21 protein-coding genes are annotated in these 23,216 nt (G+C 52.4%); 14 read left to right on the top strand and 7 right to left on the bottom strand.

Features of this window, described 5'->3' with window-relative positions; translation table 11 throughout:
• Both EA408_01145 and EA408_01150 read left to right on the top strand, forming a co-directional pair.
• A partial coding sequence (locus EA408_01145) for a TraR/DksA family transcriptional regulator (GenBank protein TVR75003.1) occupies positions 1–81 on the top strand: 81 nt, incomplete at its 5' end.
• Positions 82–203: 122 nt separating this feature from the next.
• Entirely contained in the window at positions 204–809 is a 606-nt protein-coding gene (locus EA408_01150) for a lipoprotein signal peptidase (GenBank protein ID TVR75004.1), read from the top strand.
• Here EA408_01150 and EA408_01155 read toward each other — a convergent pair whose 3' ends face one another.
• Together EA408_01155 and EA408_01160 are read right to left on the bottom strand one after the other, a co-directional pair.
• Entirely contained in the window at positions 810–1,046 is a 237-nt protein-coding gene (locus EA408_01155) for a hypothetical protein (protein ID TVR75005.1), read from the bottom strand. It abuts the gene before it with no gap.
• Between the two features lie 136 nt (positions 1,047–1,182).
• On the bottom strand, positions 1,183–1,764 hold the full coding sequence (locus tag EA408_01160) for a DUF45 domain-containing protein (protein ID TVR75006.1): 582 nt from the start codon (positions 1,762–1,764) through the stop codon (positions 1,183–1,185).
• A 212-nt stretch (positions 1,765–1,976) separates the two neighbouring features.
• Between EA408_01160 and EA408_01165 the strand changes: the two genes are divergently transcribed.
• The 6 genes from EA408_01165 to EA408_01190 all read left to right on the top strand — a co-directional run bounded on the left by EA408_01165 (position 1,977) and on the right by EA408_01190 (position 8,637).
• On the top strand, positions 1,977–3,335 hold the full coding sequence (locus tag EA408_01165) for a TolC family protein (GenBank protein ID TVR75007.1): 1,359 nt from the start codon (positions 1,977–1,979) through the stop codon (positions 3,333–3,335).
• Between the two features lie 55 nt (positions 3,336–3,390).
• Positions 3,391–4,731 (top strand): HlyD family efflux transporter periplasmic adaptor subunit, encoded by a 1,341-nt coding sequence (locus EA408_01170; GenBank protein TVR75008.1) that lies wholly within the window; start codon positions 3,391–3,393, stop codon positions 4,729–4,731.
• Positions 4,732–4,835: 104 nt separating this feature from the next.
• Entirely contained in the window at positions 4,836–5,657 is an 822-nt protein-coding gene (gene tsaB / locus EA408_01175) for a tRNA (adenosine(37)-N6)-threonylcarbamoyltransferase complex dimerization subunit type 1 TsaB (GenBank protein ID TVR75009.1), read from the top strand.
• Between the two features lie 100 nt (positions 5,658–5,757).
• A complete protein-coding gene (locus EA408_01180) occupies positions 5,758–6,531 on the top strand; it encodes a DUF3108 domain-containing protein (GenBank protein TVR75010.1) in 774 nt (257 codons plus the stop codon).
• Between the two features lie 244 nt (positions 6,532–6,775).
• Positions 6,776–7,345, top strand: coding sequence for an elongation factor P (gene efp / locus EA408_01185; GenBank protein ID TVR75011.1), 570 nt, complete (start codon positions 6,776–6,778; stop codon positions 7,343–7,345).
• 59 nt (positions 7,346–7,404) lie between these two features.
• Positions 7,405–8,637 (top strand): serine/threonine-protein phosphatase, encoded by a 1,233-nt coding sequence (locus EA408_01190; GenBank protein ID TVR75012.1) that lies wholly within the window; start codon positions 7,405–7,407, stop codon positions 8,635–8,637.
• A gap of 99 nt (positions 8,638–8,736) precedes the next feature.
• On the opposite strand, the gene EA408_01195 is transcribed toward EA408_01190, so the two are convergent.
• The 3 genes from EA408_01195 to EA408_01205 all read right to left on the bottom strand — a co-directional run bounded on the left by EA408_01195 (position 8,737) and on the right by EA408_01205 (position 12,578).
• Complete coding sequence (locus EA408_01195; protein ID TVR75013.1) at positions 8,737–10,203, bottom strand: hypothetical protein; 1,467 nt, start codon at positions 10,201–10,203, stop codon at positions 8,737–8,739.
• Positions 10,200–11,225: a hypothetical protein gene (locus EA408_01200; protein ID TVR75014.1), complete on the bottom strand. Its 1,026-nt coding sequence runs from the start codon at positions 11,223–11,225 to the stop codon at positions 10,200–10,202. Before EA408_01200 ends, EA408_01195 begins: the two co-directional genes overlap by 4 nt.
• 75 nt (positions 11,226–11,300) lie before the next feature.
• Positions 11,301–12,578: a tyrosine--tRNA ligase gene (locus EA408_01205; protein ID TVR75015.1), complete on the bottom strand. Its 1,278-nt coding sequence runs from the start codon at positions 12,576–12,578 to the stop codon at positions 11,301–11,303.
• Positions 12,579–12,946: 368 nt separating this feature from the next.
• On the opposite strand from EA408_01205, the gene EA408_01210 reads away from it, so the two are divergent.
• The 6 genes from EA408_01210 to EA408_01235 all read left to right on the top strand — a co-directional run bounded on the left by EA408_01210 (position 12,947) and on the right by EA408_01235 (position 19,131).
• On the top strand, positions 12,947–14,167 hold the full coding sequence (locus tag EA408_01210) for a saccharopine dehydrogenase (GenBank protein TVR75026.1): 1,221 nt from the start codon (positions 12,947–12,949) through the stop codon (positions 14,165–14,167).
• 69 nt (positions 14,168–14,236) lie between these two features.
• Positions 14,237–15,793: an acyl-CoA dehydrogenase gene (locus EA408_01215; GenBank protein ID TVR75016.1), complete on the top strand. Its 1,557-nt coding sequence runs from the start codon at positions 14,237–14,239 to the stop codon at positions 15,791–15,793.
• Between the two features lie 138 nt (positions 15,794–15,931).
• Positions 15,932–16,567: a peptidylprolyl isomerase gene (locus EA408_01220; GenBank protein TVR75017.1), complete on the top strand. Its 636-nt coding sequence runs from the start codon at positions 15,932–15,934 to the stop codon at positions 16,565–16,567.
• Between the two features lie 60 nt (positions 16,568–16,627).
• Positions 16,628–17,422, top strand: coding sequence for a thymidylate synthase (locus EA408_01225; GenBank protein ID TVR75018.1), 795 nt, complete (start codon positions 16,628–16,630; stop codon positions 17,420–17,422).
• Between the two features lie 167 nt (positions 17,423–17,589).
• Positions 17,590–18,216 (top strand): dihydrofolate reductase, encoded by a 627-nt coding sequence (locus EA408_01230; GenBank protein ID TVR75019.1) that lies wholly within the window; start codon positions 17,590–17,592, stop codon positions 18,214–18,216.
• An 87-nt stretch (positions 18,217–18,303) separates the two neighbouring features.
• Positions 18,304–19,131: a hypothetical protein gene (locus EA408_01235; GenBank protein ID TVR75020.1), complete on the top strand. Its 828-nt coding sequence runs from the start codon at positions 18,304–18,306 to the stop codon at positions 19,129–19,131.
• A 115-nt stretch (positions 19,132–19,246) separates the two neighbouring features.
• Here the strand turns inward: EA408_01235 and EA408_01240 are convergent, their stop codons facing one another.
• Entirely contained in the window at positions 19,247–21,073 is a 1,827-nt protein-coding gene (locus tag EA408_01240; GenBank protein TVR75027.1) for a KamA family radical SAM protein, read from the bottom strand.
• Between the two features lie 436 nt (positions 21,074–21,509).
• Positions 21,510–22,949 carry an AhpC/TSA family protein gene (locus EA408_01245; GenBank protein TVR75021.1) on the bottom strand — a complete coding sequence of 480 codons (1,440 nt, stop codon included), beginning with the start codon at positions 22,947–22,949 and terminating at the stop codon, positions 21,510–21,512.
• Between the last annotated feature and the right edge of the window lie 267 nt (positions 22,950–23,216).

The following is a 23,216-nucleotide window of genomic DNA, read 5'->3' on the forward strand; positions in this document are numbered from 1 at the left end:
GGCAAGCTGATTTCCAAGGAAAGGCTGAGGGCAGTGCCCCACGCCACACTCAGCATGGAAGCCAAACAGAGGCAGCGTTGACCATAATAATAACGGTGCAAATGATTGGGAGCGGCACGTCTGCTCCCGATCATTTTTCATTTTGATCCGTCTTGTGAAGTTCGGCGCGGGTTTTGCATGATATATAATATAATAATTATAGAATGAAGTTAGATATCACCCGGAAGTCATTTTTACTAGTATTCCTGGTCATCCTGGCCGACCAGGCCCTGAAGCTGTGGGTCAAGTCCAACATGCACCTCGGACAGGAGATATCGCTTATTGGCAACAGGGCGCTGATACACTTTACCGAGAACAACGGCATGGCCTTCGGATACGAGATCGGGGGTGAATACGGCAAGCTTGCTCTCAGCCTTTTCCGCATTCTCGCCGTTATCGGTATTATCTGGTACATCAGGCACCTGGTAATAAAGGAGGCGCCGCAGGGACTAATACTGAGTATCTCGCTGATACTGGCGGGGGCGATAGGCAACATAATCGACAGCGCCTTCTACGGGATGATCTTTTCAGAGAGCTTCATGCAGCCGGCACAATGGTTCCCCGAGGGAGGGGGCTACGCAAGCTTCCTGCACGGCAGGGTGGTCGACATGCTTTACTTCCCGGTCATACAGGGACGGTACCCCTCGTGGCTGCCGTTCGTGGGCGGCGACCCGTTTATCTTCTTCAGGCCGGTATTCAACATAGCCGACACCGCCATCACCACCGGGGTGCTGATAACCCTGGTCTTCTACCGCAAATTCTTCAAGTGATTATTCCTCGTTAAGGCTGTCAATAAAATCTGTATTTTCCTTTTCGTCTAAATAACCGGATTGCACACCTTCGCTAATAGAAAGGGCAATACCAAGATCTTCCAACTCTTCCAATGATAGTTTCCTGGCTTTAAAATCGAGTTTTTTTGCCAATTCCAATATAAGACGGATATTGGATTTTGTTCCCCCCTGCAATATTATTGCTTCCATCAGGATGTATTTTATATTATAACTCAAAGATATATGAAAAATTATTATCGGGAATAAACGTCCTGCTCATTCACAGCGGTCAGATCGTTATGCGGTGTATCCCGGCTGCAGCTACCTTCAACCATGCCCCAATTCGGTGTTTCCCGGTTGTGACTGTGGGCGATCAGATCGTTATGCGGTGCTTCCTGATCTCGGCGGCCAGCGCCCGGGCCCGGCCGCCGGTATGCTTGTCAAGCAGCGCCCAGAAGTCCCCCGAATGATTCTTGTGTACGGTATGAACCAGCTCGTGCAGTATGACATAGTCTATAAGGTGCTCCGGAAGGTTCATCAAAAAGATGCTAAGGTTAATGTTGTTCACTGCCGAACAGCTTCCCCAGCGGGTGCGGCTGCGCCGCACGGTGACCCTCCTGAAGGTGAAGCCGTGCTCTTTTGCAAGCATCGCGGTGCGACCGGGCAGGCAGGCGCGGGCGCGGAGACGCAGGTCCTCCTCAGCTCCGGGAGAAACGGACCGTTTGCGCGGATCGCCATTGGCTTTTTCGTAGATCCGGGCCCTTTGTATCTTTTCTTGTATCCACCCGATGTTCTCCTTCACGAAAGCCTCGGCATCGCGGTATGCCGAAAACCACGGCAGCGTGACCCTGGCCCCCCTCCATGGGCGCACCGTAAGGGTGAACTTCCGGGCACGCCGGCTCTTCACGTACAATACCTCGCCCACCCCGGGATAATTAATTCGTTTGTTTGCCATGGATATTGCAATAAAGACAAAAAAAGACGATTACCTGCCCTTTTAACAAAAAAATACTTAACAAAAAAACGCAATTTATGTTAATTGACTATCTTTGGTACTATTTTCAAAATAACGGTTTTTAAACCTGACCGGAAAGCAGGAATCTGCCCTGAATTCGTCTGCCCGTCCGGGCATAATTTTTTAAGTATTTCCATCAAATTAAAACTGTCATGTACCATATCCGATCTTTGCATGTAACTGTTCTGGTGATTGTTATCGCGTTTTCCGGCCAACCCCGGGCTGCAGCCCAGGATGTATGGTCACTCGAGAGGTGCATCAACTATGCCCTTGATAACAACATCATGATCAGGCAACAGGAACTGAATACCCAGGTTAGCGAAAATGCACTGCTCCAGGCAAGGATGAACAGGCTGCCAAGCCTTAATGCCAATACGCAGCAAAGCTTCAACTACGGGCGAACGCTTGATTTTGCCACCAATATCTACGAAGACCAGAACACCAGGTCGTTCAGCTACAATGCCAGCAGCCAGGTTACTCTGTTCAACGGTTTCCAGGTGACCAACACCATAAGGCAGAATGACCTGAACCTGATGGCAGCACTTGCAGACCTGGAGAGACTTCAGAATGACATCTCGCTGAACATCGCCTCGGCATACCTCCAGATCCTGTTCAACAAGGAACTGCTTTCAATAGCCAGGAGCCAGCTTGAGATAACACGCCAGCAGGTGGACCGGACTCGCAGACTGGTGGAAGCAGGGAGCCTGCCAAGAGGCAACCTGCTGGAAATCGAGGCGCAGGAGGCGTCTGACAACCTGAGAGTGGTGAATGCGAATAACCAGCTTGTCCTCTCCTACCTGACCCTGACGCAGCTGCTTGAGCTGCCGTCGCCTGATGATTTCGTGATAGAGGTACCGGACTTTGACGGGGTGCCTGTAATCACGCCCCAGTACGAGGTTGATCCGGTATTCGAGGCCGCACTGGAAACGCAGCCGCAGATCAGGAGCGCCGAGTACGAGCTTGCAAGCTCGGAGGCGGGACTTAGCATAGCAAAGGGCCGCAGGAGTCCCCGACTCTTCCTTTCGGGAAGCTACGGCAGCGGCTACCAGGAGATTGTGACAGGGCCCTGGGCCGACAGGGAGGCCGATTCGTTTGAAGACCAGATAAGAAACAACCAGAGGACAACTTTTTCGCTGGGACTGTCCATACCGATATTCAACGCATGGCAGGTTAACACCGCCATCAGCAACGCGCAGATAGGGGTCATTAACGCGGGATACAGTATGCAGCGGACTAAAAATGAGCTTTTCCAGCGCATACAGCAGGCTTATGCCGATGTGGTGGCCGCGCACGAAAATTTTCTGGCCACGGAGAAGGCACTGACATCGATCGAAGAGTCTTTCCGGCATATGGAACAGAGGTTCGAGGTGGGGATGGTGACCACGGTGGAGTTTAACCAGGCTCTCAACCAGCTTGGCAATACGAGGTCAGATCTTCTCAGGGCTAAGTACGAATATATATTCAAGACCAACATACTTGAATTCTACATGGGCAACCCCATCACGCTCTGATATTATATTGACCTGAAATAACGTTATTAAATAATATTTGCAAACAACAGGATTTATGAACAAGAAGACAATGAGATACCTGGTTATCGCTGCGGTGGCGATGATAATTCTTGCCATAGTGGGCAAGAGCGCCGGCTGGTTCGGCCAGGAAATTGAAATACGCGTCGCCACGGAGAATGTCGAGCGTCGCACCATAACCGAGACCATCACGGCCAACGGCAAGATCAGGCCACAGACGGAGGTCAAGATAAGTCCGGATGTATCGGGCGAAATTGTAGAGCTGCACCTGAAAGAGGGAAACCAGGTGGAGCGGGGACAACTACTGCTCAGGATCAATCCTGAAACCTATATCTCGATGAGGGACAGGGCCGAGGCTGCTGTAAATTCTGCCAGGGCACAGCTTGCCAATGCAAGGGCGCGGATGGCCCAGGTGCAGGCTCAGTTCGAGCAGGCAGAAAGGAACTATCAGAGAAGCCTGAGACTTTACGAACAAAACACCATATCCGACTCAGAATATGAAACTTCCAGGTCAAATTACCAGGTGGCCCGGGCCGAAGTCGAAGCTGCAACCCAGTCGGCACAATCGGCAGAATTCTCTGTCAAATCGGCCATAGCCTCCCTGAACGAGGCAGAGGAGAACCTCCGTCGCACAACCATCTACGCCCCCACCAGCGGCACCATATCGAGGCTGAACGTTGAACAGGGCGAAAGGGTTGTGGGTACTGCACAGATGACCGGTACCGAGATGATGAGAATTGCCGATCTGACACGGATGGAAGTGCAGGTAGAGGTGAACGAAAACGATATAGTAAGGGTCAAGATCAACGACACGGCGGTGATCGAGGTTGATGCCTACATGGGACAGGATTTCAGGGGCGTCGTGACGGAAATTGCAAACTCTGCCAATGTAACCGCCATCGGATCGGACCAGATCACCAACTTCGATGTTAAGATACTGATCCTTGAAGAATCATACAGACACCTCTTTGACCAGCTGCCGGAAGGACGTTTTCCTTTCCTTCCGGGAATGTCGGCCACCGTGGATATTCAGACCACAACCAGGAGAAACATACTGACGGTGCCGATCCAGGCGGTTACAACCAGGGCCGACACCCTTCTCGTTGCCCGGGCAGGGGAACGCAACACTGATGATAGCGCCAGCAGTAATAGTTCCGGCCGTGACAACCTCAGCGAGGTTGTGTTTGTAAGAGGCGCCGAAAACATACTCGAAATGAAGAAGGTCGAGACTGGAATCCAGGACAACAATTATATTGAGATCATCGGGGGACTCGAAGAGGGCGAAGAGGTGATTACAGCGCCGTACAGCGCGATAGCACGTACACTGAGGGACGGCTCGAGGGTGAAGGTGGTCGACAGGCGGGAGCTGTTCAACTGACAGGCCGGTACCCGGACAATCGATTTTTGAACCGTGTGGTCGGGTAACCGGATACACGGTTTTTTTGCAGAGCCAGGCAGATACTTCAGACAAAGATTTCCCGGATGGAAAAGAGACTTGTTCTTAACATTGAAACTTCAACCAACGTTTGTTCTGCATCCTTATCGGCAGGCAAAGAAATTATTGCAGCCAGGGAAAGTCATACCGGCAGGTCACATGCCTCGCTGCTCACGGTTTTCATTGACGAGCTGATGAGAGAGTCGGATACCGGTTATGGTGATCTTGCAGCGGTGGCGGTGAGCATGGGGCCGGGATCATACACGGGACTCCGGATCGGGGTCTCGGCAGCAAAGGGGATATGCTACGGCGCCGGGGTGCCGCTGCTGGCGGTCGACACACTTAGGCTGATGGCCATGATGGCCATCAAAGGATGGCAGTCAGGAAACGACACCGGCCCCACGACCACTGTCACCAACGGCCGCAAAACAGAAGCCGCCACCAGCCGTAAAACTGACAACGCCACCGGAAACGACACCGGCCCCACAATTGACAACGCCACCGGCCGCGACACCGTGCTGCTCTGCCCCATGATCGATGCCCGCCGTATGGAGGTATATACGGCTCTCTACGATGCCTATGGCAGACAGGTTGCCCCGACAGGCGCACACATTATCGACAGGGAATGGTTTGACACCTTGCCTGGAGGAAGCAGGGTGCTCTTTTTCGGCAATGGCGCAGATAAATGCAACCACCTGGCCAACGGCGAAAACCTTGTATATATCGACGGGATATACCCGTCGGCCGGACTTATGCCGCCCCTGTCGGACGAGGCCCTCAATGAGGGCAGGATCGAAGATACCGCATATTTTGAACCCTACTACCTTAAGGATTTCATTGCAACCACTCCCCGGAACAGGCTCCTCTGATAGTGCCGGGACACCTTGCGCACGGCAGATGAACAAACCCTCCATAATAATTTAGGTACAATTATTGTTTATACTGATCGAAAGGTAACAGGTCTGAAATATGTATATCAGGATATTAATACTGGTAATTCCGGCAATCCTTGTCTGCAATGCCAGCAGGGGACAGACCAGCGGCAGTGACCCCGTGTACATGGCCGGTGAGAGTCTGAGATACCAGATCTATTACGGGCCGGTAACGGGGGGCGAGGTAACAATGACCCTTACGCCTGCCAAATTCGGGGAAAGGGAGGTGTTGCATGCGGTGGCACTGGGCTATACGACCGGACTGGCAAACAGGATATTCAGGATATACGACATCTACGAAAGCTATATGGACCCGGCAACCGGACTCCCGGTCAAATCAATAAGAAATATAAGCGAGGGGAGCTACAGGTTCTATAACGAGGTGCTTTACGACAGGGACAGCAACACGGTGTACACCCTCATGTCGGGCAGGAACGAGGCGCCACCGGGGGTGATGGACATGGTATCGGCCATATACAAACTGAGGGATACGATGAGCGTTGCTGCCCTCAGTCCGGGCGACGTGCTGGAGATGAACACCTGGTTCAGCGACAGGCTTTACCCCGTCTACATCAGGTACTCGGGGCCAGAGACGGTGAGGACCAGGATGGGACAGTTCGATGCACTGAAATTTTTCCCCGTCTCGGAGCCGGGAAGGGTGTTCAAGGGTGATGATGATATAACGGTGTGGTTCTCTGACGACGGGAACTTTGTGCCGCTCAGGGTAAGGCTCAACATGCTGGTGGGCGCCGTACGGATGGACCTTATAGAGGCGGAGGGGCTGCGCAGGGAGCTGCAGCCCATGAAGTGACCCTGCAGGCATACTGGAACAGCTTTTTTTCCGGCTTAAAAGGCAACGTACCGATTGAAGCGGGAACCTTCCCGCAGAGATGATCTGATCACTGAGCGGTAAGACTCCTGTTGAAATTTCCTGCCGGCAGGCAGGAAAATGATCGTTTTTCCTTATTTTTGCCTCCCGAGTGCTTCACAACGGTGAGGCAGACGGGTAAATCCGGTCCTTAACGGATCAATTGATAATCACAACATAATACCTGATGGCAGATACCAGTGATTTTAAAAACGGGTTGTGCATTGAGTACAACAACGACCTTTATACCATCGTGCAGTTTCAGCACGTAAAGCCCGGCAAGGGTCCGGCTTTTGTGAGGACAAAGATGAAAAGCCTTACCACCGGCAAGGTGCTTGACAATACATTCTCAGCCGGTGTAAAGATCAATATTGCAAGGGTAGAGAGGCGTCCGTACCAGTTCCTTTACAGTGACGACCTGGGCTTCCACTTCATGCACCGCGACACCTTTGAACAGCTTATGCTGGAACCCCAACTGATAGAGAGTCCGGAGCTGCTGCTGGAGGGACAGCAGGTGGAGATAGTATACCATGCCGATACCGAAACGCCGCTGAGCTGCGACATGCCGCCCTTTGTGGTGATGGAAGTTACCTATACCGAACCGGGCGTGAGGGGCGACACCTCATCGACAAGCTCGATGAAGCCGGCAACGATACAGACGGGAGCAACCATAAACGTACCGTTGTTCATCAATACGGGGGATAAGATAAAGGTGGATACGCGGACCAAAACTTATGCCGAAAGGGTGAAGGAGTAATTCCGGGTTTTGTCTTTATAGTTGTTTTTTATTACCTTAGTTTGTTTTAAATCCGAAAAATGTCTGAAGTACCGGGCAATAGCAGGCTACAGGTTACCAGGTTCAAGCTGAACACGCTGCTTGACATAACCAAGGCGATAAACGAGCACCAGTCGCAGGAAAGTCTTGTTAGCCGGTATGAGGCTATCCTGAGAAAAGAGCTGGGGATTGGCAAGATCGTGATCTACAAGCTGGCCGGCAAATGGGAATGCATCCTCAGCTCGGGTGTTGACCTCGAACAGGTCGAAAAAATTGATGCGGCAAAGCACCTGGTCCAATTTGAGGATATCACCTTCATTTCGGTCGAGAATGACCAGGTGCTGCAGCCTTTCGACATTATCATTCCGGTTGTGAGCAACAACGAACACCTCGCCATGGTGCTCATAGGCGACATAGACGAGGAGAGCGAGGGTGTGAGCCCGGTGATCAAGCACCTTCACTTTATCCAGACCCTTTCCAACATTATCGTGGTTGCGATAGAAAACATCAGGCTCAACGAGGATAACATCAGGCAGGCAGCCATTAAGAAGGAGCTGGAGCTGGCATCCAAGCTGCAGGAGATGCTGATACCCGACCCGGAGAAACTGCCCTCATACGATGCATTCAAGGTGTCGGCTTTCTACCATCCGCACATGGATGTTGGGGGCGATTACTACGACATTATTGAGCTGGGTGAAGGCGAGTTTGGCTTCTGCATATGTGACGTGTCGGGAAAGGGTATTTCTGCCGCGATCATAATGAGCAATTTCCAGGCCAACCTGCGCGCCCTGTTCACCAGTGAGATACCCCTGGAGATCCTGGTGGAAAAGCTTAATGACAGGGTGAACGAAAGCACCAAGGGGGAAAGGTTCCTCACAATGTTCATCGGCAAATACAACACGCTGACAAAAGAGCTGATCTATGTGAATGCAGGTCATAACGCACCGCTTCTATACAACATTGCTGCGGGCACACTCTCAACGCTCGACAGCAACACGGTGGGAATAGGCATGCTTGACGAGATGCCTCCCATCAGGCCGCAGCAGATGAAGATTGACAACAAGCTGAAGCTGTTCTGCTATACAGACGGACTTGTGGAGGTGATGCTCGACGGCAACCTCGTGGAGGCGGGCACCGAACATATTGAGACCTTCCTTACCAACAACCGGTCCCTTGCCGACAACATCATAGAGATCGTGAAGGATAACGGTGTGCTGCAGGGAAATGCCTCAATCTTTGACGACATAACAATCCTTGGGTTCGAATTTACCTGAAAAGTAGCGGGACTTCTGACACACCGGCATCACACAGTTTAAGGCCTGGCGGGAACTTTTCCGGGCTGGCGGTTCCTTCCGGAGGTTGTTTCTGCCTGATCACGGACTGGCGGTTCCTTCTGCCTTTTCGCCCTCTTCTTCCCTCCTGCTGTAATGGTCAATTGCTACGATGATGGCTGCAAAGCCCCAGAATGGCACAGAGAGCTTGTCGGTATGCAGGAAGTTGTTAAGGACCCCGTGAACGAGGTATGTTATTAGCGAGAGCAAAACCACTGTTACCAGCAGCCGCCTGTCATGGTCTTTGAGGGTGTGCAGCAGCCTGAAGCCTGTGAAGAGCGTAAAAAACACGATGGCCAGCACACTTAGAAGTCCGGGAACCCCGGTCTCGGACAGCGGCCCCAGATACTCGCTGTGGGCATCGCCGCCGTCGGCCAGGTTGGTGCTTATGATGGTCCTGTTGTATGAATACTGGAACGGGGCATACATGAACATATAGGTACCCGGGCCCCACCCGAAAAGGGGTTTTTCCCTGAACATGCCGATGGCTGCATTCCACCTGTTGATCCGCTCAAGGTTGGAGGCGTCGGACGAGATGTTAGTAATGGAGCGGACATGCTCCCTGAAATCGGCCGAGGAGTCCTGGGTGTTGCGCTCCATCTCCATTATGATCTCATGCCTCAGCATAAAGACCATCACGGCCGAAAGCAGCGTGACAGTCAGCACGGTTGAAAAGCTGAGACGCATCTTCATGACTACCCATACTGCCAGTGCAGCGGCAACACTCACCCATGCGGCCCTGGAATAGGAAAAGATCAGGGCAAATGTAAAGAGCAGCAGCAGGAAACCGGCAATACGCCGCGTGTTGACCGTGCTCTTCTGCCGAAAGGCAAAATAGAACATGGGCGGGATGAAAAAGGCCAGGGCGGCGCCGTAGGAGGTATGGTCGTTGTAGAAGGGCCTGACGACCCAGTGTGCCTCACGCTGCGCTATAAGTCCGTATTCTGCATGGTTATACAGGGTGTAGACGGCCACAAGCGCCAGGGCGGCGGCATAGCACCAGATGAACCGGTCGATGTTGCGCTGATAGGCAAAGATCCTGATCGCCACAAAGAAAAAGGCCGCTATGAACCAGAAACGGACAAAAAAGAATTTTATCGACACCACAGGCATGGTGCTGGCCATTGTGGATATCAGCAGCCAGGCAAGGTAGAAAAGTACTGCAAGGCTGACAGGATGGAAGAAGATACTGGCGTTGCCGGCCCCGCGATGAAGCCAGCTCAGTCCGGCAACGGCCACGATTATCAGTATGAGCGGCTCTGTGGGCAGGGAGACATCAAAGGGGATGTCGGTGATGTACCTGCTGAGTTCAACCGAAAGCGGTGTGAGGAACACAACTGCAAAGAAGAGCTTGTTGAGCGAAAAAAATGCGTAATAGAGAAGAACGGGAACCATGGCAATGACCGGCAGCCAGAAAAACTCACGGAGCATGAGGAAGGCGTTGAGGATGATGAAGATCAACACTCCCACGTAAACTATCAGACGGTCATATCTGGAAAGGGTGTTCATTTCCTTTTTCTCATCAGCACCTGCTTTCTGAAACTGTCAGCAAATATGAGCCCGAAAAGGGTCAGCAGGAAGGCAGAAATTGTAGATACGGCAACTATGAGCGACCGCACCGGATATGATTTTTTTTCAGCCGCGAAGGCCTCATTTACCACGTACTTGTAGGGCAGTGTTCGCTCTGCATCGATCCGCGCCTCGGCAACGGCATCGCTCAGCTCGCCCAGCCTGGTGGTAAGGTTCTTCTGGTGCTCGGTAAGGACGAGTGAGATGCCTCCGTACCTGGTAAGCCGGTCAATCCTCTGCCTGAAAAACTCTATGCTGGCAGTATCCCGCATTCTCACTGCAGTAGCATAGGCATGGGTATATACCTCACTCTGGCTCTCATAATCAAGTATGCCCAGTTCCCGGATCTTCCTCAGCGAATCTTCAACACTGGCTATCTCCCTGTTGAGGCTGCGATACTCATCTTCAATGATGGCAAGGGAGCTGATTGCCCGGTCGCGGGTCATCAGGTTCATTACCGAATCGATATACCCGGCAATTTCATTGGCCATCTCTGCTGCAATTTGCGGATCGGCATCCCTTACCTCTATCTCGATGGCCATGTACTGTGTCTTCCTGAAACGGACATTCCTTTCAAATTGCTTGTGAAGGGCAGTGATGGGAAATCTCCCCTCCCAGTTTATCCCGTAATGCTCCATCAGGTTATATTTCTCTATGACACGGTCTCTGATGGCGTTTGACTGGAGTATCTGGAGTATGCGCTCGCCATCTGCTTCCCTTCCGAAGGTCATCAGCTCGTCGCGGCTTGTCCCGGGCCCCAGCAGTGACCTTGAAAGCGTGGTCATGGGCGTGGGATAAAGGATCACACTTGATGAATACCGGGGCGTGATCAGCAGTGAAACAATTACCGAGGCCACGAGGGCAAGGGCTGTTATTGCAATCAGGGGGATTCTCCTCTGCCATACGAAAAGTAACAAGCCCGATGTTTCGATGTCACCTTTCAGCTTTTTTTTCTTGATCATTGATGGTAGGTATTATGCTATAGTTCAGGTTCTGGTTTTTATTGTCTATTAAAACCGCTATTCGGCAATATTATTTTATCCGGCTACTATAAGATTCCAGTTCTTTTTGCCTTTTTGCACAAGCAGGTACTTCCCGTTTATCAGATCGGCATCTGTAAGCTTCATTTCAGGATCAGCGACCTTCTCCCTGTTAATTGCCAGTCCCCCCCCACTTACCATACGACGGTACTCCCCCTTGCTGGGGAAAACATTCGTGTGTTCGGTTAGCAGTCCGGTAAGACCTACGCCACCGGCGAAAAGTTCTTTTTTGACCCCGAACCTGGGAACGCCCTCGAACAGGTCGGCAAAGCTTGCCTCATCAAGCCGGGCAAGGGCATCGGCGGTGCCGCGCCCGAAAAGCACCTGGGAAGCGTTGACCGCGGCTTCGTAATCCGCTTCTGAATGCACCATAACGGTCACCTCCCTGGCAAGCAATTTCTGCAGGCGCCTCTCATGCGGCGCCTCACTGTGCCGGGCCGTGGCAGCTTCTATTTCTTGGGGACTTAAAATGGTGAATATCTTTATGTACCTCGCCGCATCCTCATCTGACACGTTGAGCCAGAACTGGTAAAATTTATAAGGAGATGTAAGTTTCCTGTCGAGCCAGACATTGCCCTCCTCGGTCTTGCCGAACTTGCTGCCATCGCTCTTGGTGATGAGGGGGCAGGTAAGTGCGAAGGCCTCGCCTCCCGTCTTGCGCCTTATCAGTTCGGTGCCGGTCACTATGTTGCCCCACTGGTCTGATCCGCCCATCTGCAACTTGCAGTTCATGTTCTCATAGAGCCAGAGGAAGTCATAGCCCTGAACGAGCTGATAGCTGAACTCGGTAAACGACAACCCGGTCTCCAGCCTTTTCTTTACCGAGTCTTTGGCCATCATGTAGCTGACGGTAATGTGCTTGCCCACGTTACGTATAAACTCAAGGAAGGAGATATCCTTCATCCAGTCGTAGTTGTTAACCATGCCGGCACGGTTTTCACCACCGCTGAAATCGAGGAAACGGCTGAGCTGATCCTTTATCGCCTCCTGGTTGTGCCGCAGGGTGGCCTCGTCGAGAAGGTTGCGCTCTTCGGACTTGCCGCTGGGGTCGCCAATCATGCCGGTGGCGCCGCCAACGAGTACGATGGGCCTGTGTCCGGCACGCTGCAGGTGCTTCAGCATCATTACCGAAACGAGGTGGCCGATGTGAAGTGAGTCGGCGGTGGGATCAATGCCCACATAGGCGGTGGTCATCTCCTTTTTGAGCTGTTCTGCGGTGCCGGGCATCATATCGTGCACCATGCCGCGCCATTTCAGTTCTTCTGTAAAATCCATTATCAAATTGTTATTCCGCGTCCGGGCAGTGCTCCTGCAGCAGGCAGTGACCCTTGCGGGCCCAGGCCCGCACGTGCTCTTGCCGGCAGGGTTGCATCAAACCGGCTTTGCCTGGATGCGCCCGCGCCTGACTTTACCGGCCGGGTTGCATCAAACCGGCTTTGCCTGGATGCGCCCGCGCCTGACTTTACCGGCCTGGTTGCATCAAGCCGGCTTTGCCTGGATGCGCCCGCGCCTACTTAAAATGACTGTAAAAGTAATATTTTAATCTTTATCTTTACCTATTGCCGGCAAACAACAGTGGGCCGCAGTCTGGCTGCCCGGATTTTCTGGCTGCCCGGATTTTCTGGCTGCCCGGATTTTCTGAAATGTCTGGCACATCAACCTGTAACTATGAAATTATGAACAAGAAAAGAGTCCTGGTCCTGGGTGCGGGACTGGTAGGAAGTGAGATAGCACGTGACCTGCACGGCCATTTTGATGTGACCGCCGCCGATATCAATCCCGATGCTACCGGCAGAATCTCGGGCGAATTCGGCATCAAAACTGTGACAGCCGACCTTTCCGATTCACATGAGCTGAGTTCGCTCGCGGCAGGGGCCGACATCATAGCAGGCTGCCTTCCGGGCTTTATGGGATACAAAATGATAAGTGAGCTGGCCCCGCTGGGAAAGGATATAGTCGATATCTCCTTTTTTCCCGAGGACCCGTTCACGCTCGATGCCATAGCAGCGGAAAACGGCATCACGGTGGTAACCGACTGCGGCGTGGCGCCGGGCATGGGTAACATAATACTGGGCTACCACAATGCCAGGATGGAGGTCAGCAGTTACGAGTGCTATGTCGGGGGACTTCCGGTGGTGAGGGAGTGGCCCTGGGAATACAAGGCCGTCTTCTCGCCGCTTGATGTAATCGAAGAGTACACACGTCCGGCACGTTACGTTGAGAATGGACACCTGGTGGTGCGCGAGGCGCTGTCTGATCCCCAACTGATCAGCTTTGAGGGGATCGGCTCACTGGAGGCGTGGAACAGCGACGGACTGCGTACGCTGATCAAAACCATGCAGGTGCCTGACATGATAGAAAAGACACTGCGTTATCCTGGCTGCATCGAATACCTGAAGGTGCTCAGGGAGGCCGGGTTTTTCTCCTACGATCCGGTCGATGTTAAGGGAACCCCTGTGCGCCCAATCGATCTGACGTCAGCACTTCTCTTCCCGAAATGGAAGCTGGGACCGGGAGAAGAGGACTTTACCGTGATGCGGATCATCATTAAGGGAAGCGATCCCGACGGTAATAAGTCCGCCATGAAAGACCCGATTAAGGGTCCTGGAAACCGGCAGGAAAACAAACAGGTAAAATATGTATGGGATCTGACTGACCGCTACGACAAAAAGACCGGCTCCACCTCCATGGCCCGTACAACGGGATATACGTGTACCGCCGCAGTGCACCTGCTGGCCCGGGGAATGTTCTCCCGTAAGGGTATATGCCCCCCGGAGTACCTTGGTGAGGACGAGCGGAACTTCAGGTTTATCATTGACCACCTCGAAAAAAGAGGGGTAAAATACGAAATGATAAGGGAGTAACGGAACAATCGGGCACTTTAAACGTTATAACTTTATATCTATCTATTTATTTAGATATAAAATATACCTATGAGAGTTCCTGAGATTACAAGCAAAAACCGTAACCCCGGCGATAACCACCTGACGCATGTAAGCGGCATACCCTTTGAAGAGTTCCTCGGCAATTTCAAGGCGAAGATGAAAAATGTCTTTCATCTGCGTTCAGATGTCAACCGGCTCGCACTCAACAGGGGCATGCCTCCCTTTATGATGAGGGAGATACTGAGCGCTAACCCCCTGGCAACAGAAATTCCCGCTGAATACGGGGGCAGGGGCGGCAAAATTGAAGAGAACCTTGCGGTTCTCTCTGCCGCTTCCTATGAATCCCTTGCCCTGTCACTAACCCTCGGTATAAACATGGCTCTCTTCCTTCAGCCCGTTGCCAAATATGCCAGGGAGGAGGTAAAGGCCCCTGTCTTTGAAAGGTTCCTTAACCAGCAGAATATGGGCGGATTGATGATAACCGAGCCGGGATACGGAAGTGATGCGCTCAATATGCAAACCTCCTATACCGGCAAAAATGACCGTTTTCACCTGCAGGGCATCAAGCATTGGGCGGGGCTTACAGGATGGGCTGATTACTGGCTGCTGACCGCGCGGGAGAGAACCGCCGGTGATGACCTGAAAAGGGATATCGATTTTTTCATATGCGATGTGAATGGCCCTGATCAGCAGATCATTGTTGAGGAGTTTTACGAAAACCTGGGGTTGTACCAGATACCTTACGGCCGCAACAGGCTCGACGTGAAGATACCCGAAATCCAGAGGCTGGTGCCACATACAACCGGGGTGAAAATGATGCTCGATTTGCTGCACCGCAGCAGGATGCAGTTTCCCGGAATGGGACTGGGCTTTGTACAGCGTATGCTTGATGAATCTATTGCACATGCAAGGCAACGGCAGATAGGGCGGAGTAAACTTCTGGCGTATGATCAGGTGCAGCACAGACTTGCAAGAATGCAGGCATCATATACCCTGCTCTCGGCCATGTGCGCCTCGTCAGGAAGCAGAGCCGGCAGGGAGAACGATCTCTCGCAGGAGGGTTTTGAAGCAAACTCCATAAAAACAGTGGTTACAGACCTTATGCAGGAAGCTGCCCAGTCGGCCACCCAGCTGGTGGGTGCACAGGCATATAAGCTCAACCATATTGCAGGAAGGGGAATTATTGACAGCCGTCCTTTCCAGATCTTTGAAGGGTCCAATGATATTTTGTATGCCCAGATCTCTGAAAACCTTATCAAAATGATGAAAAAAACCAGGGAAAGCAACCTGTACCGTTTCCTGAAAAGCTTCAGCCTCACTTCCAGGTCTGCCCCACTGTTGAAAACCCTGCTGGACTTCAGGCTTGACACTGCCATGCCACAGCGTAAACTGGTTGAACTGGGACAGGTACTGGCGCGGGTGGTTTCTTCCGAAATGGTGATCAATCTCCGGGAGAAGGGCTTCAGGACAGATCTGATTGAAAACGGACTTGATATGCTTAAGCATGAGATAACAGCCCTAACCGGCAGTTTCGCATATGGGAACCGCTCCGTCCTGATTGAGGATTACCATGAAAACAGCTCCTGGCTGAAGTCCGGGACATGAATTATTTTGCTGAGTTCCGTTATAAAACCTTAATTTTGCAGGAAGATCTTAATCCGGCATGAAAACCGTAACAGTGGCCGGAGGTTTATCATATTATCTGCCGCGAGTAGCAGTCCGGCCCATCAAAACAGTATCGTCATGCACCTTTTAAGGATCACGGCTCTTCTAGCCCTTACCGCTGCAATCAACAGCGGCTCTGTTGCTGCACAGGATTTCATACCCGACAGTGAGCACGATTACCTTGTGACTATGGAGACAGAATACGGGAACATGATGCTGATCCTCTACGATGAAACACCCATGCATAAGGAGAACTTCGTTGAACTGGCAAAAGCGGGTGTTTTCGACGGCATCATCTTCCACAGGGTGATAGAGCACTTCATGATACAGACAGGCGACCCGGCAACCACCAATATCACCCCCGAATGGTCGCCCGATATCATTCCGCCACACGTGCCCGCGGAGTTCAACCCGAAATTTTCACACCGCAGGGGTACGGTGGGAGCTGCCCGCTACGGCGGAGAAAGAAACCCGATGAAGAACTCCAGTCCCACTCAGTTCTACATAGTGAGGCACGACAGGGCAGCACCGCACCTTGACGGCGAGTATACTGTATTCGGACACGTAATGAGCGGTTACGAGGTGATCGACAGCGTGGCGGTGCAGCCAACCGATGAGCGCGACAGGCCCCTGGAAGAGATAAGGCTCAAAAGGGTGCGGGTAGAGAAGGTCAAAAGGTCTGATATCACCAGGTTCTATAATTTCAGATACTGATCTGCCAACTTAATACGAATGATTTTTTATCTTTAACCACCTGTTAAAGACGATGCCATAATGAAGCAATACCTGGACCTGTTAAAGCATGTAACCGAAAACGGGGTTGAGAAATCCGATCGCACGGGCACAGGCACCGTAAGTGTTTTCGGCTACCAGATGCGGTTTGACCTGCAGGAGGGATTTCCCCTGATGACAACAAAAAAACTTCACATTCCCTCGATCATCCACGAGCTGCTCTGGTTCCTGAAGGGAGAGACCAATACAGCATACCTCAATGCCAACAAGGTACGCATATGGGATGCCTGGGCCGATGAGAAGGGCGATTTGGGACACATATACGGGTTCCAGTGGAGGTCATGGCCCGGACCCGGCGGAAAGGGCATCGACCAGATACGGGAGGTGATAAGGTCAATCAAAGAGAACCCCGATTCGCGCCGGCACATAGTGAGCGCATGGAACGTTGGCGAGCTCGACAATATGGCCCTGCCGCCCTGCCATATCCTCTTCCAGTTCTACGTGGCAGACGGGAAGCTGTCATGCCAGCTTTACCAGAGAAGCGCCGACATATTTCTGGGTGTGCCTTTCAACATAGCCTCCTACTCGTTGCTGACCATGATGGTGGCACAGGTTACCGGACTGCAGCCCGGCGAGTTTATCCATACACTCGGGGATGCGCACATATACCTGAACCACCTGGAGCAGGTGAGGCTGCAGCTGACAAGGGAGCCCCGGAGCCTGCCAAAAATGACACTGAACCCTGAACGAAAAGGTATTGATGACTTTGTGTACGAAGACTTTACCATAACGGACTACAACCCCCATTCGCACATCAGGGGAGAGATATCAGTCTGATGTGACGACAACCCTCCGGGAGGCGGGGCGCAGCCGTTTTGCGAAGACACACCGGTGGAGAAGCCACCGTGACGACCCCGTTGCGGGGCGTGGAGCGCAGCCTTTTTACTAAGATACACTGGTGGGCAGGGGGACAGGAAACTGAATATCGATTAAAAGAAATTGTAATGATCTCAATTATTGTTGCCATGGCACGGAACAGGGTGATCGGGAGGAACAACTCGCTGATCTGGCACCTGCCGGCCGATCTTAAATATTTTAAAAAAACGACAATGGGCAGGCCCGTTATCATGGGCAGGAAGACCTTTGAATCGGTTGGCAAACCGCTGCCGGGACGGACCAACATAATTGTGACACGACGCGAAGGTTACTTTGCGGAGGGCTGCCTGGCGGCAGGCTCGCTGGAGGAGGCGATAGAGATGGCGAAGAGCCCGGGAAGCAATGCGGGAGACAGCGGCGGCAGCGGACCGGAAACCGGCAGACATGGCAATGATCAGGGCGGCAGCGGACCGGAAACCGGCAGATACGCCAATGATCCGGGCGGCAGCGGTTCAGGCAGCAACAACACGGGAGCAGCCTCTGAGATCTTTATTGCCGGAGGGGGCGAGATCTACAGCCAGGCTATGGGCATAGCCGACAGAATATATATAACCCGCGTTCACGCGGACTTCGAGGGTGACACCCTCTTCCCTCCCATCCCCGAAAGGGAATGGAAGCTTACCGAAGAGATGCACCACCCGGCCGACGAGCGTAACAAATACCCGATGACATTCAGGATATACGACCGCAAGTGATCTCCTGCAACTTTTATGCAGCGTTATCGTTACTAGTAAGTAGTTAATGCTAATAATATTGATATGGAACCAAAACTATTCTCAAGAATGGCTGTCATCCTTTTTATTGTCGCCTTTGTGGCTTTTTCATGCGACAAGGAGGATGAAGAGACTGTGAGCGATGCCGACATCGCCACGCTTACCGATGAGGCTGCAGCCTCCTACCTGTTCAATGATGTTTTTGCAGTGGCCGGAAACAGCGGACGGACAGTTGACCAGTCACTGACAAACCAGGATAAATCGACTCTGGCAGATGAAGGAGAAACCTGTCCTGTAATAACCGTAACCCCTTTTAACCTGACGGACTGGCCAAAGACGGTGGTAATTGACTTCGGAGAGGGCTGTACCGCGGAAGAAATAACCAGAAGCGGTAAAATTATTATCACGATAACCGACAGGTTCTGGAGGACGGGATCGGAATGGACGATCGGGTTTGAAAATTACGTTGTTCTCGATCATATGCTAGAGGGAACCAAAACGGTGACTTTCAACGGACGCAATGATGATCAGAACTTCAACTGGGATATAAATGTGGATAATGCCACTATCACCCGTCCTGACGGTACAACAATAAGCTGGTCAGCGCAACGCAACCGGGAATGGATAACGGGTGAGCAAACCCCCTTCAACCCCGCTGATGACGAGTACCTGATCAGGGGCTCCAGCAGCGGGATAAACGCTGAAGGCATACCCTATACGGTGACAATATCCGAACCTCTCAACATTCTGCTCTCATGCCCCTGGGTCAGGAGCGGAGTGCTTCTTATCGAAGTTGAGGACAGGCCCGTTGTCGAAGTGGACTTCGGCGAGGGGGAGTGTGATAATGTAGTTACGGTGACCGTGAACGGCCACTCGAAAGAGATAGAGCTGGGCTAACGGTCAATAGTAATACCAGATGGTGCTGCAATTACCTTTTTCTGTTGAAAAAGGTACTCTCAATAGTAATACCAGATGGTGCTGCAATTACCTTTTTCTGTTGAAAAAGGTACTCTCAATAGTAGTACCAGATGGTGCGGTAATCGCGTATGTTCTCGCCCCGCGCCGCCAACTCCTCAAGGTAATAGTAAATCGGTACGTCGACGTAGTTGTACGGCGGTACCGGAGTGATGTTCTTCTCCCAGGGATGGAACTCGTAAACCCTTGATCCGTCGGGCATGATCATCACCACTCGGTGGTCCTGCCAGGCGCGAAGGTGGTTCTTGCCAAGCTTGGGAACGTTGAACACCGGCTCGTCGGTACGGTCGAGTCCGGGTAGCAGCCTTGCCTCCTCTTTCTGCTCCTGCAGGATGCGTGCAATGGGCACCATGTAACGCCGGGTCTCCTCCTTGCCCTTCATGTTGAAGGTATAGTAGGGGTCTATCCCGATCGATTTGAGGTCGAGACGCAGCTTGACCGACTCGAACCGGCGGGAGTTCTCGAGGGTGAATACCTCCTGGTTGTAAACCATCATACCTGCTTTCCTGATCAGCTGCACCGCGGCGGCGGCCTCGGGGGTGACCTCGTAGGGATGCTCGAAATGGGTGATGATGGAGATCTGCCTTCGGCCGGGCACGTTGAACCGCTCGAGGATCGAGACAAGCTTCGGGGTCCACCTCATGGGCAAAACGACGGGTGTGCGGGTGCCGAACCGCACCCTGTAAATGTGATCTTTTTTGGCAACCTCCACGAGTATCTTCTCGATAACCTCATCATCCATTATCATCGGGTCGCCGCCCGTGATGAGCAGGTCGCCCACGCTCCGGTGGTCGTCAAGCCACGCGATGGCCTTGTCAATCACCTCGTCCGGTGCCTGGGCCCCGGGATCCATGCACTCGTCAATCTCCCAGTTGCGCTGACAATAGACGCAGATCTGCGAGCATGTATTGTAGGGTTTCAGGATGCATATTCCGGGGTAACGGCGTGTGATAAGCTCGGAGGGCGAGGTGTCGTGCTCGCCCATGAAATCGAAGCGCATGCCCCTTACATCGCGGTTCTCAACCATCATATCGACGTAGTCGGGCGGCGGTATGACCTGCGCCCTCACCGCATGGTCGTATCCCAGGGTCTCCTGCTTATCCATCAGCGAGAGGTAGTAGGGGGTTATACCGAAGGGTATCCTGTTGCGGGCAGCTTTTATAACCGCCTCTTTCTGCTGTGACGAGAGGTCGATAAGCGCCAGCAGCGGCTTTTCATCCTTGATAACATTCTTCAGGTGCCAGCGGTAATCGTACCAGTCGTCGCCGCTGCCGCCAAAATATTTCAGCACGTTCTTCTTGTTGTGCTCCCGCCATCCTATCACCTCGCTGTCGAGGCCCCCGGGATACTTCCTGAAATACTTGCTCATGGATGCGCCAAGGTCGTCGAGTATGCCTGTTCGCGCCTCCGATGCCTCCTTTCCCTCCTTCAGCAGGAAGTCGGGTATACCCTTTTTCGCTCCCTCCGACTCGTAATAGATATTGGCCTTACCTGCCACACCGCGGAACAGGTTTATGAACTCCATAAGGAACGCTATGGAGACGTCCTTCCCTGCCTCATCGCCGTTACGGGCCATCTCCAGGAGTGTTTTGAGCGCTGAGGTGTCGGTGCGCTTCTCATTGATGGGCCCGATAATGCTGCGCATGACCCTGATGCACTCGCGTACAGTGGACTTCTCCAGAATGTGCAGGTCGTTGTCGATATCGAATATCCTCCGTTCGGCTTTGTCAAGGTAGCTGTACATGGCGTCGCGGGCATCCTCCAGGCCGGCGGCCTCTTTCAGGAGCGTATGGATCTCGCTGTTCGATCCCCACAGCATCGAAACGTAGCTGGAGTAATCGTAGTCAAACCTGGTCCTGAGCATCTCGACCGAGTCGGCAAAAACATCGTCAACGATCCTGGTGCCAAGAAAACCGGTTCCCTTTCGGGGAACCGCACCCTCCCGGCCGGCTTCTGGTTCATTGGCGGACCCTGTTCCTTCGTGGGACTCCCCTTGCGGCGCAGAGGGTTTGCCGGATGCAGGCGAACTGGTGACGGATTTGCGGGTGGCAGTGGCACCTTTCTTCTCTTTCTTGTTTTTCGTCATGGCTTTATCTTTTTCAGTAACCTCAATTTTTCAGGCCGAAGCCCTGAATGCCGGAAACAGTGCCGGCAGACAACACTGCCGGCGGGCAGTTTTCCCGGGAGATTGCCCTGCCACCGGTTCAAATTGCCGGCGGGCAGTTTTCCCATGGGCCAAAATTGCCGGTGGCCTGCCTGCCCGCAAGCTGTTGCCGACCGGCAACCGGATCAACAAATCCCTACCTCAGTCCCCGTGACAGTATCCTGTTAAGGGCCCTGACCCTGACGGGCTCGGTAATGAACCGCTTGTTGCTGTCAAGCAGCAGCATGGTGGGAGTCCCAACCAGGTCATACCCTGAGGCAACGGGGCAATCCCACATTTCCAATGATGTATAGTTGATCCAGTCATATCCTCCCCTCTCAATACCGGCAAGCCACTCATCCTCATTTTCTTCAATTCCTATGGCAACAACCTCAAAATATCCCGGGTTGCTTATACGGTATTCAGAGTATGTTTCGTAGAGCTCATCCATAACATCGTCGCAAAAATGGCACCATGTTCCCCAGAAAAGGACCAGCGTATAATCGGCTTCTATCTCCTCAAGGCTTATTTCCCTGCCGTCGAGGGCGGTAAAACTGAATGACGGCACCACATCACCTTCTTCAAGCTCGTCTGCTGTTACAGCGCCGGCCTGATCCAGAAGCCTCCCCTCTTCGAAGCATACGTTACCGAGGAGATAACGGCCGGTAAGGTGCTCAGCCACCAGGTCCATCTCCATGCTGTTGAACCCGTTGATCAGGTACTCAAGCACAAAATAGTAGATGGCCTCGTTCTCCATTGCATGCTGCATGATAACATCAGCGGCAAGGATAAGCTCCTCCTGCTGATCATCATCACTGAGCGAGGGATTGGTGTAAAGGGAGAGATAGCGTATTATGCTGCGGGGTATTAGATCGGTGTGCAGCAGCAATGAATCAGCAAATTGCCCCTCGTGAAAGAAATTACTCTTCAGCTCCGCTGTCTGTTGACCGTCCCTGGGAGACCCCGTCCGGGGCAGCTTCCTGAACCTTGCCAGTGAAGCCACGATCGTACCCTGATTTTTATTGATCAGGTTGTCGACGTAATTGACCCTCCGGTTCTGCACCCGGCGGTGCTGCCTCTCCAGCCTCCGGTAAAAGCCGTCATCGGCCGGGTACTCGATAAGGGCGCTATTAAGCGCCGATATCTTGCTCTCATAACGGCGCATGCGCCTAAGGTAACGGTAGTAAAGATCATTTTCCTCCGAAAGGAATATTGTCATGCTGTCAACAGGGGCGGCATAATGGGTTTCGAACACAACGGCAGAGCCGTCCCATATAAGGTCGAAACGCTGGCGGTGGCCCTCATGGTCGCCGGGGATGGTGCTTACCCCCATAGCCAGCCTGTAGAGTCCGTTATGCCGGCCAGACGGAAACAGAAACTCAAACGACCCGTCGCTGCCGGTCATTACCGAATCGATCAGGGTGACCCTGTCGCCGTAAAGCTCGTAGAGCAACAATTTCGGTCCGGGCAGACCGTTGATCCGCCCTGTTATCCTGCTGCCGTGAGACAACTCTGCCCATGCCGGACCTTCGGCGGCTTTATTGCCGGTACAAGCGATCAATAACGCGGTAATGGCAAAACTAAAAAGTGTTCTCATAGGACCTCCGATGATTGGCAATTTAGCTAAAATATAACAATTGATAAAGAAACGGAAACTTCATTCGTATAAAGTATAGTTAGCAAATTGTTTAACAATGTGTAACAAATTCATAATTCGGATATTATGCTTTTCAATCCATGGAACCCTCATGCTTTATGCATGTTATTTTGCCTGCCGTAGGCCGATGAGGCTTTCATCTGTTAAAAATGCAGAACCTTTTTAACATGCCGGATAGCTGTTTTTTTGGGTAAATGTTATAATTTC

This window comes from Marinilabiliales bacterium, assembly GCA_007695015.1.
Taxonomy (GTDB): Bacteria; Bacteroidota; Bacteroidia; order Bacteroidales; family PUMT01; genus PXAP01.

Coding starts and splice junctions, on each gene's coding strand:
- EA408_01150 (TVR75004.1), top strand. CDS start 204: ATGAAGTTAGATATCACCCGGAAGTCATTTTTACTAGTATTCCTGGTC.
- EA408_01160 (TVR75006.1), bottom strand. CDS start 1,764: ATGGCAAACAAACGAATTAATTATCCCGGGGTGGGCGAGGTATTGTAC.
- EA408_01165 (TVR75007.1), top strand. CDS start 1,977: ATGTACCATATCCGATCTTTGCATGTAACTGTTCTGGTGATTGTTATC.
- EA408_01170 (TVR75008.1), top strand. CDS start 3,391: ATGAACAAGAAGACAATGAGATACCTGGTTATCGCTGCGGTGGCGATG.
- tsaB (TVR75009.1), top strand. CDS start 4,836: ATGGAAAAGAGACTTGTTCTTAACATTGAAACTTCAACCAACGTTTGT.
- EA408_01180 (TVR75010.1), top strand. CDS start 5,758: ATGTATATCAGGATATTAATACTGGTAATTCCGGCAATCCTTGTCTGC.
- efp (TVR75011.1), top strand. CDS start 6,776: ATGGCAGATACCAGTGATTTTAAAAACGGGTTGTGCATTGAGTACAAC.
- EA408_01190 (TVR75012.1), top strand. CDS start 7,405: ATGTCTGAAGTACCGGGCAATAGCAGGCTACAGGTTACCAGGTTCAAG.
- EA408_01195 (TVR75013.1), bottom strand. CDS start 10,203: ATGAACACCCTTTCCAGATATGACCGTCTGATAGTTTACGTGGGAGTG.
- EA408_01200 (TVR75014.1), bottom strand. CDS start 11,225: ATGATCAAGAAAAAAAAGCTGAAAGGTGACATCGAAACATCGGGCTTG.
- EA408_01205 (TVR75015.1), bottom strand. CDS start 12,578: ATGGATTTTACAGAAGAACTGAAATGGCGCGGCATGGTGCACGATATG.
- EA408_01210 (TVR75026.1), top strand. CDS start 12,947: ATGTCTGGCACATCAACCTGTAACTATGAAATTATGAACAAGAAAAGA.
- EA408_01215 (TVR75016.1), top strand. CDS start 14,237: ATGAGAGTTCCTGAGATTACAAGCAAAAACCGTAACCCCGGCGATAAC.
- EA408_01220 (TVR75017.1), top strand. CDS start 15,932: ATGCACCTTTTAAGGATCACGGCTCTTCTAGCCCTTACCGCTGCAATC.
- EA408_01225 (TVR75018.1), top strand. CDS start 16,628: ATGAAGCAATACCTGGACCTGTTAAAGCATGTAACCGAAAACGGGGTT.
- EA408_01230 (TVR75019.1), top strand. CDS start 17,590: ATGATCTCAATTATTGTTGCCATGGCACGGAACAGGGTGATCGGGAGG.
- EA408_01235 (TVR75020.1), top strand. CDS start 18,304: ATGGCTGTCATCCTTTTTATTGTCGCCTTTGTGGCTTTTTCATGCGAC.
- EA408_01240 (TVR75027.1), bottom strand. CDS start 21,073: ATGCTCAGGACCAGGTTTGACTACGATTACTCCAGCTACGTTTCGATG.
- EA408_01245 (TVR75021.1), bottom strand. CDS start 22,949: ATGAGAACACTTTTTAGTTTTGCCATTACCGCGTTATTGATCGCTTGT.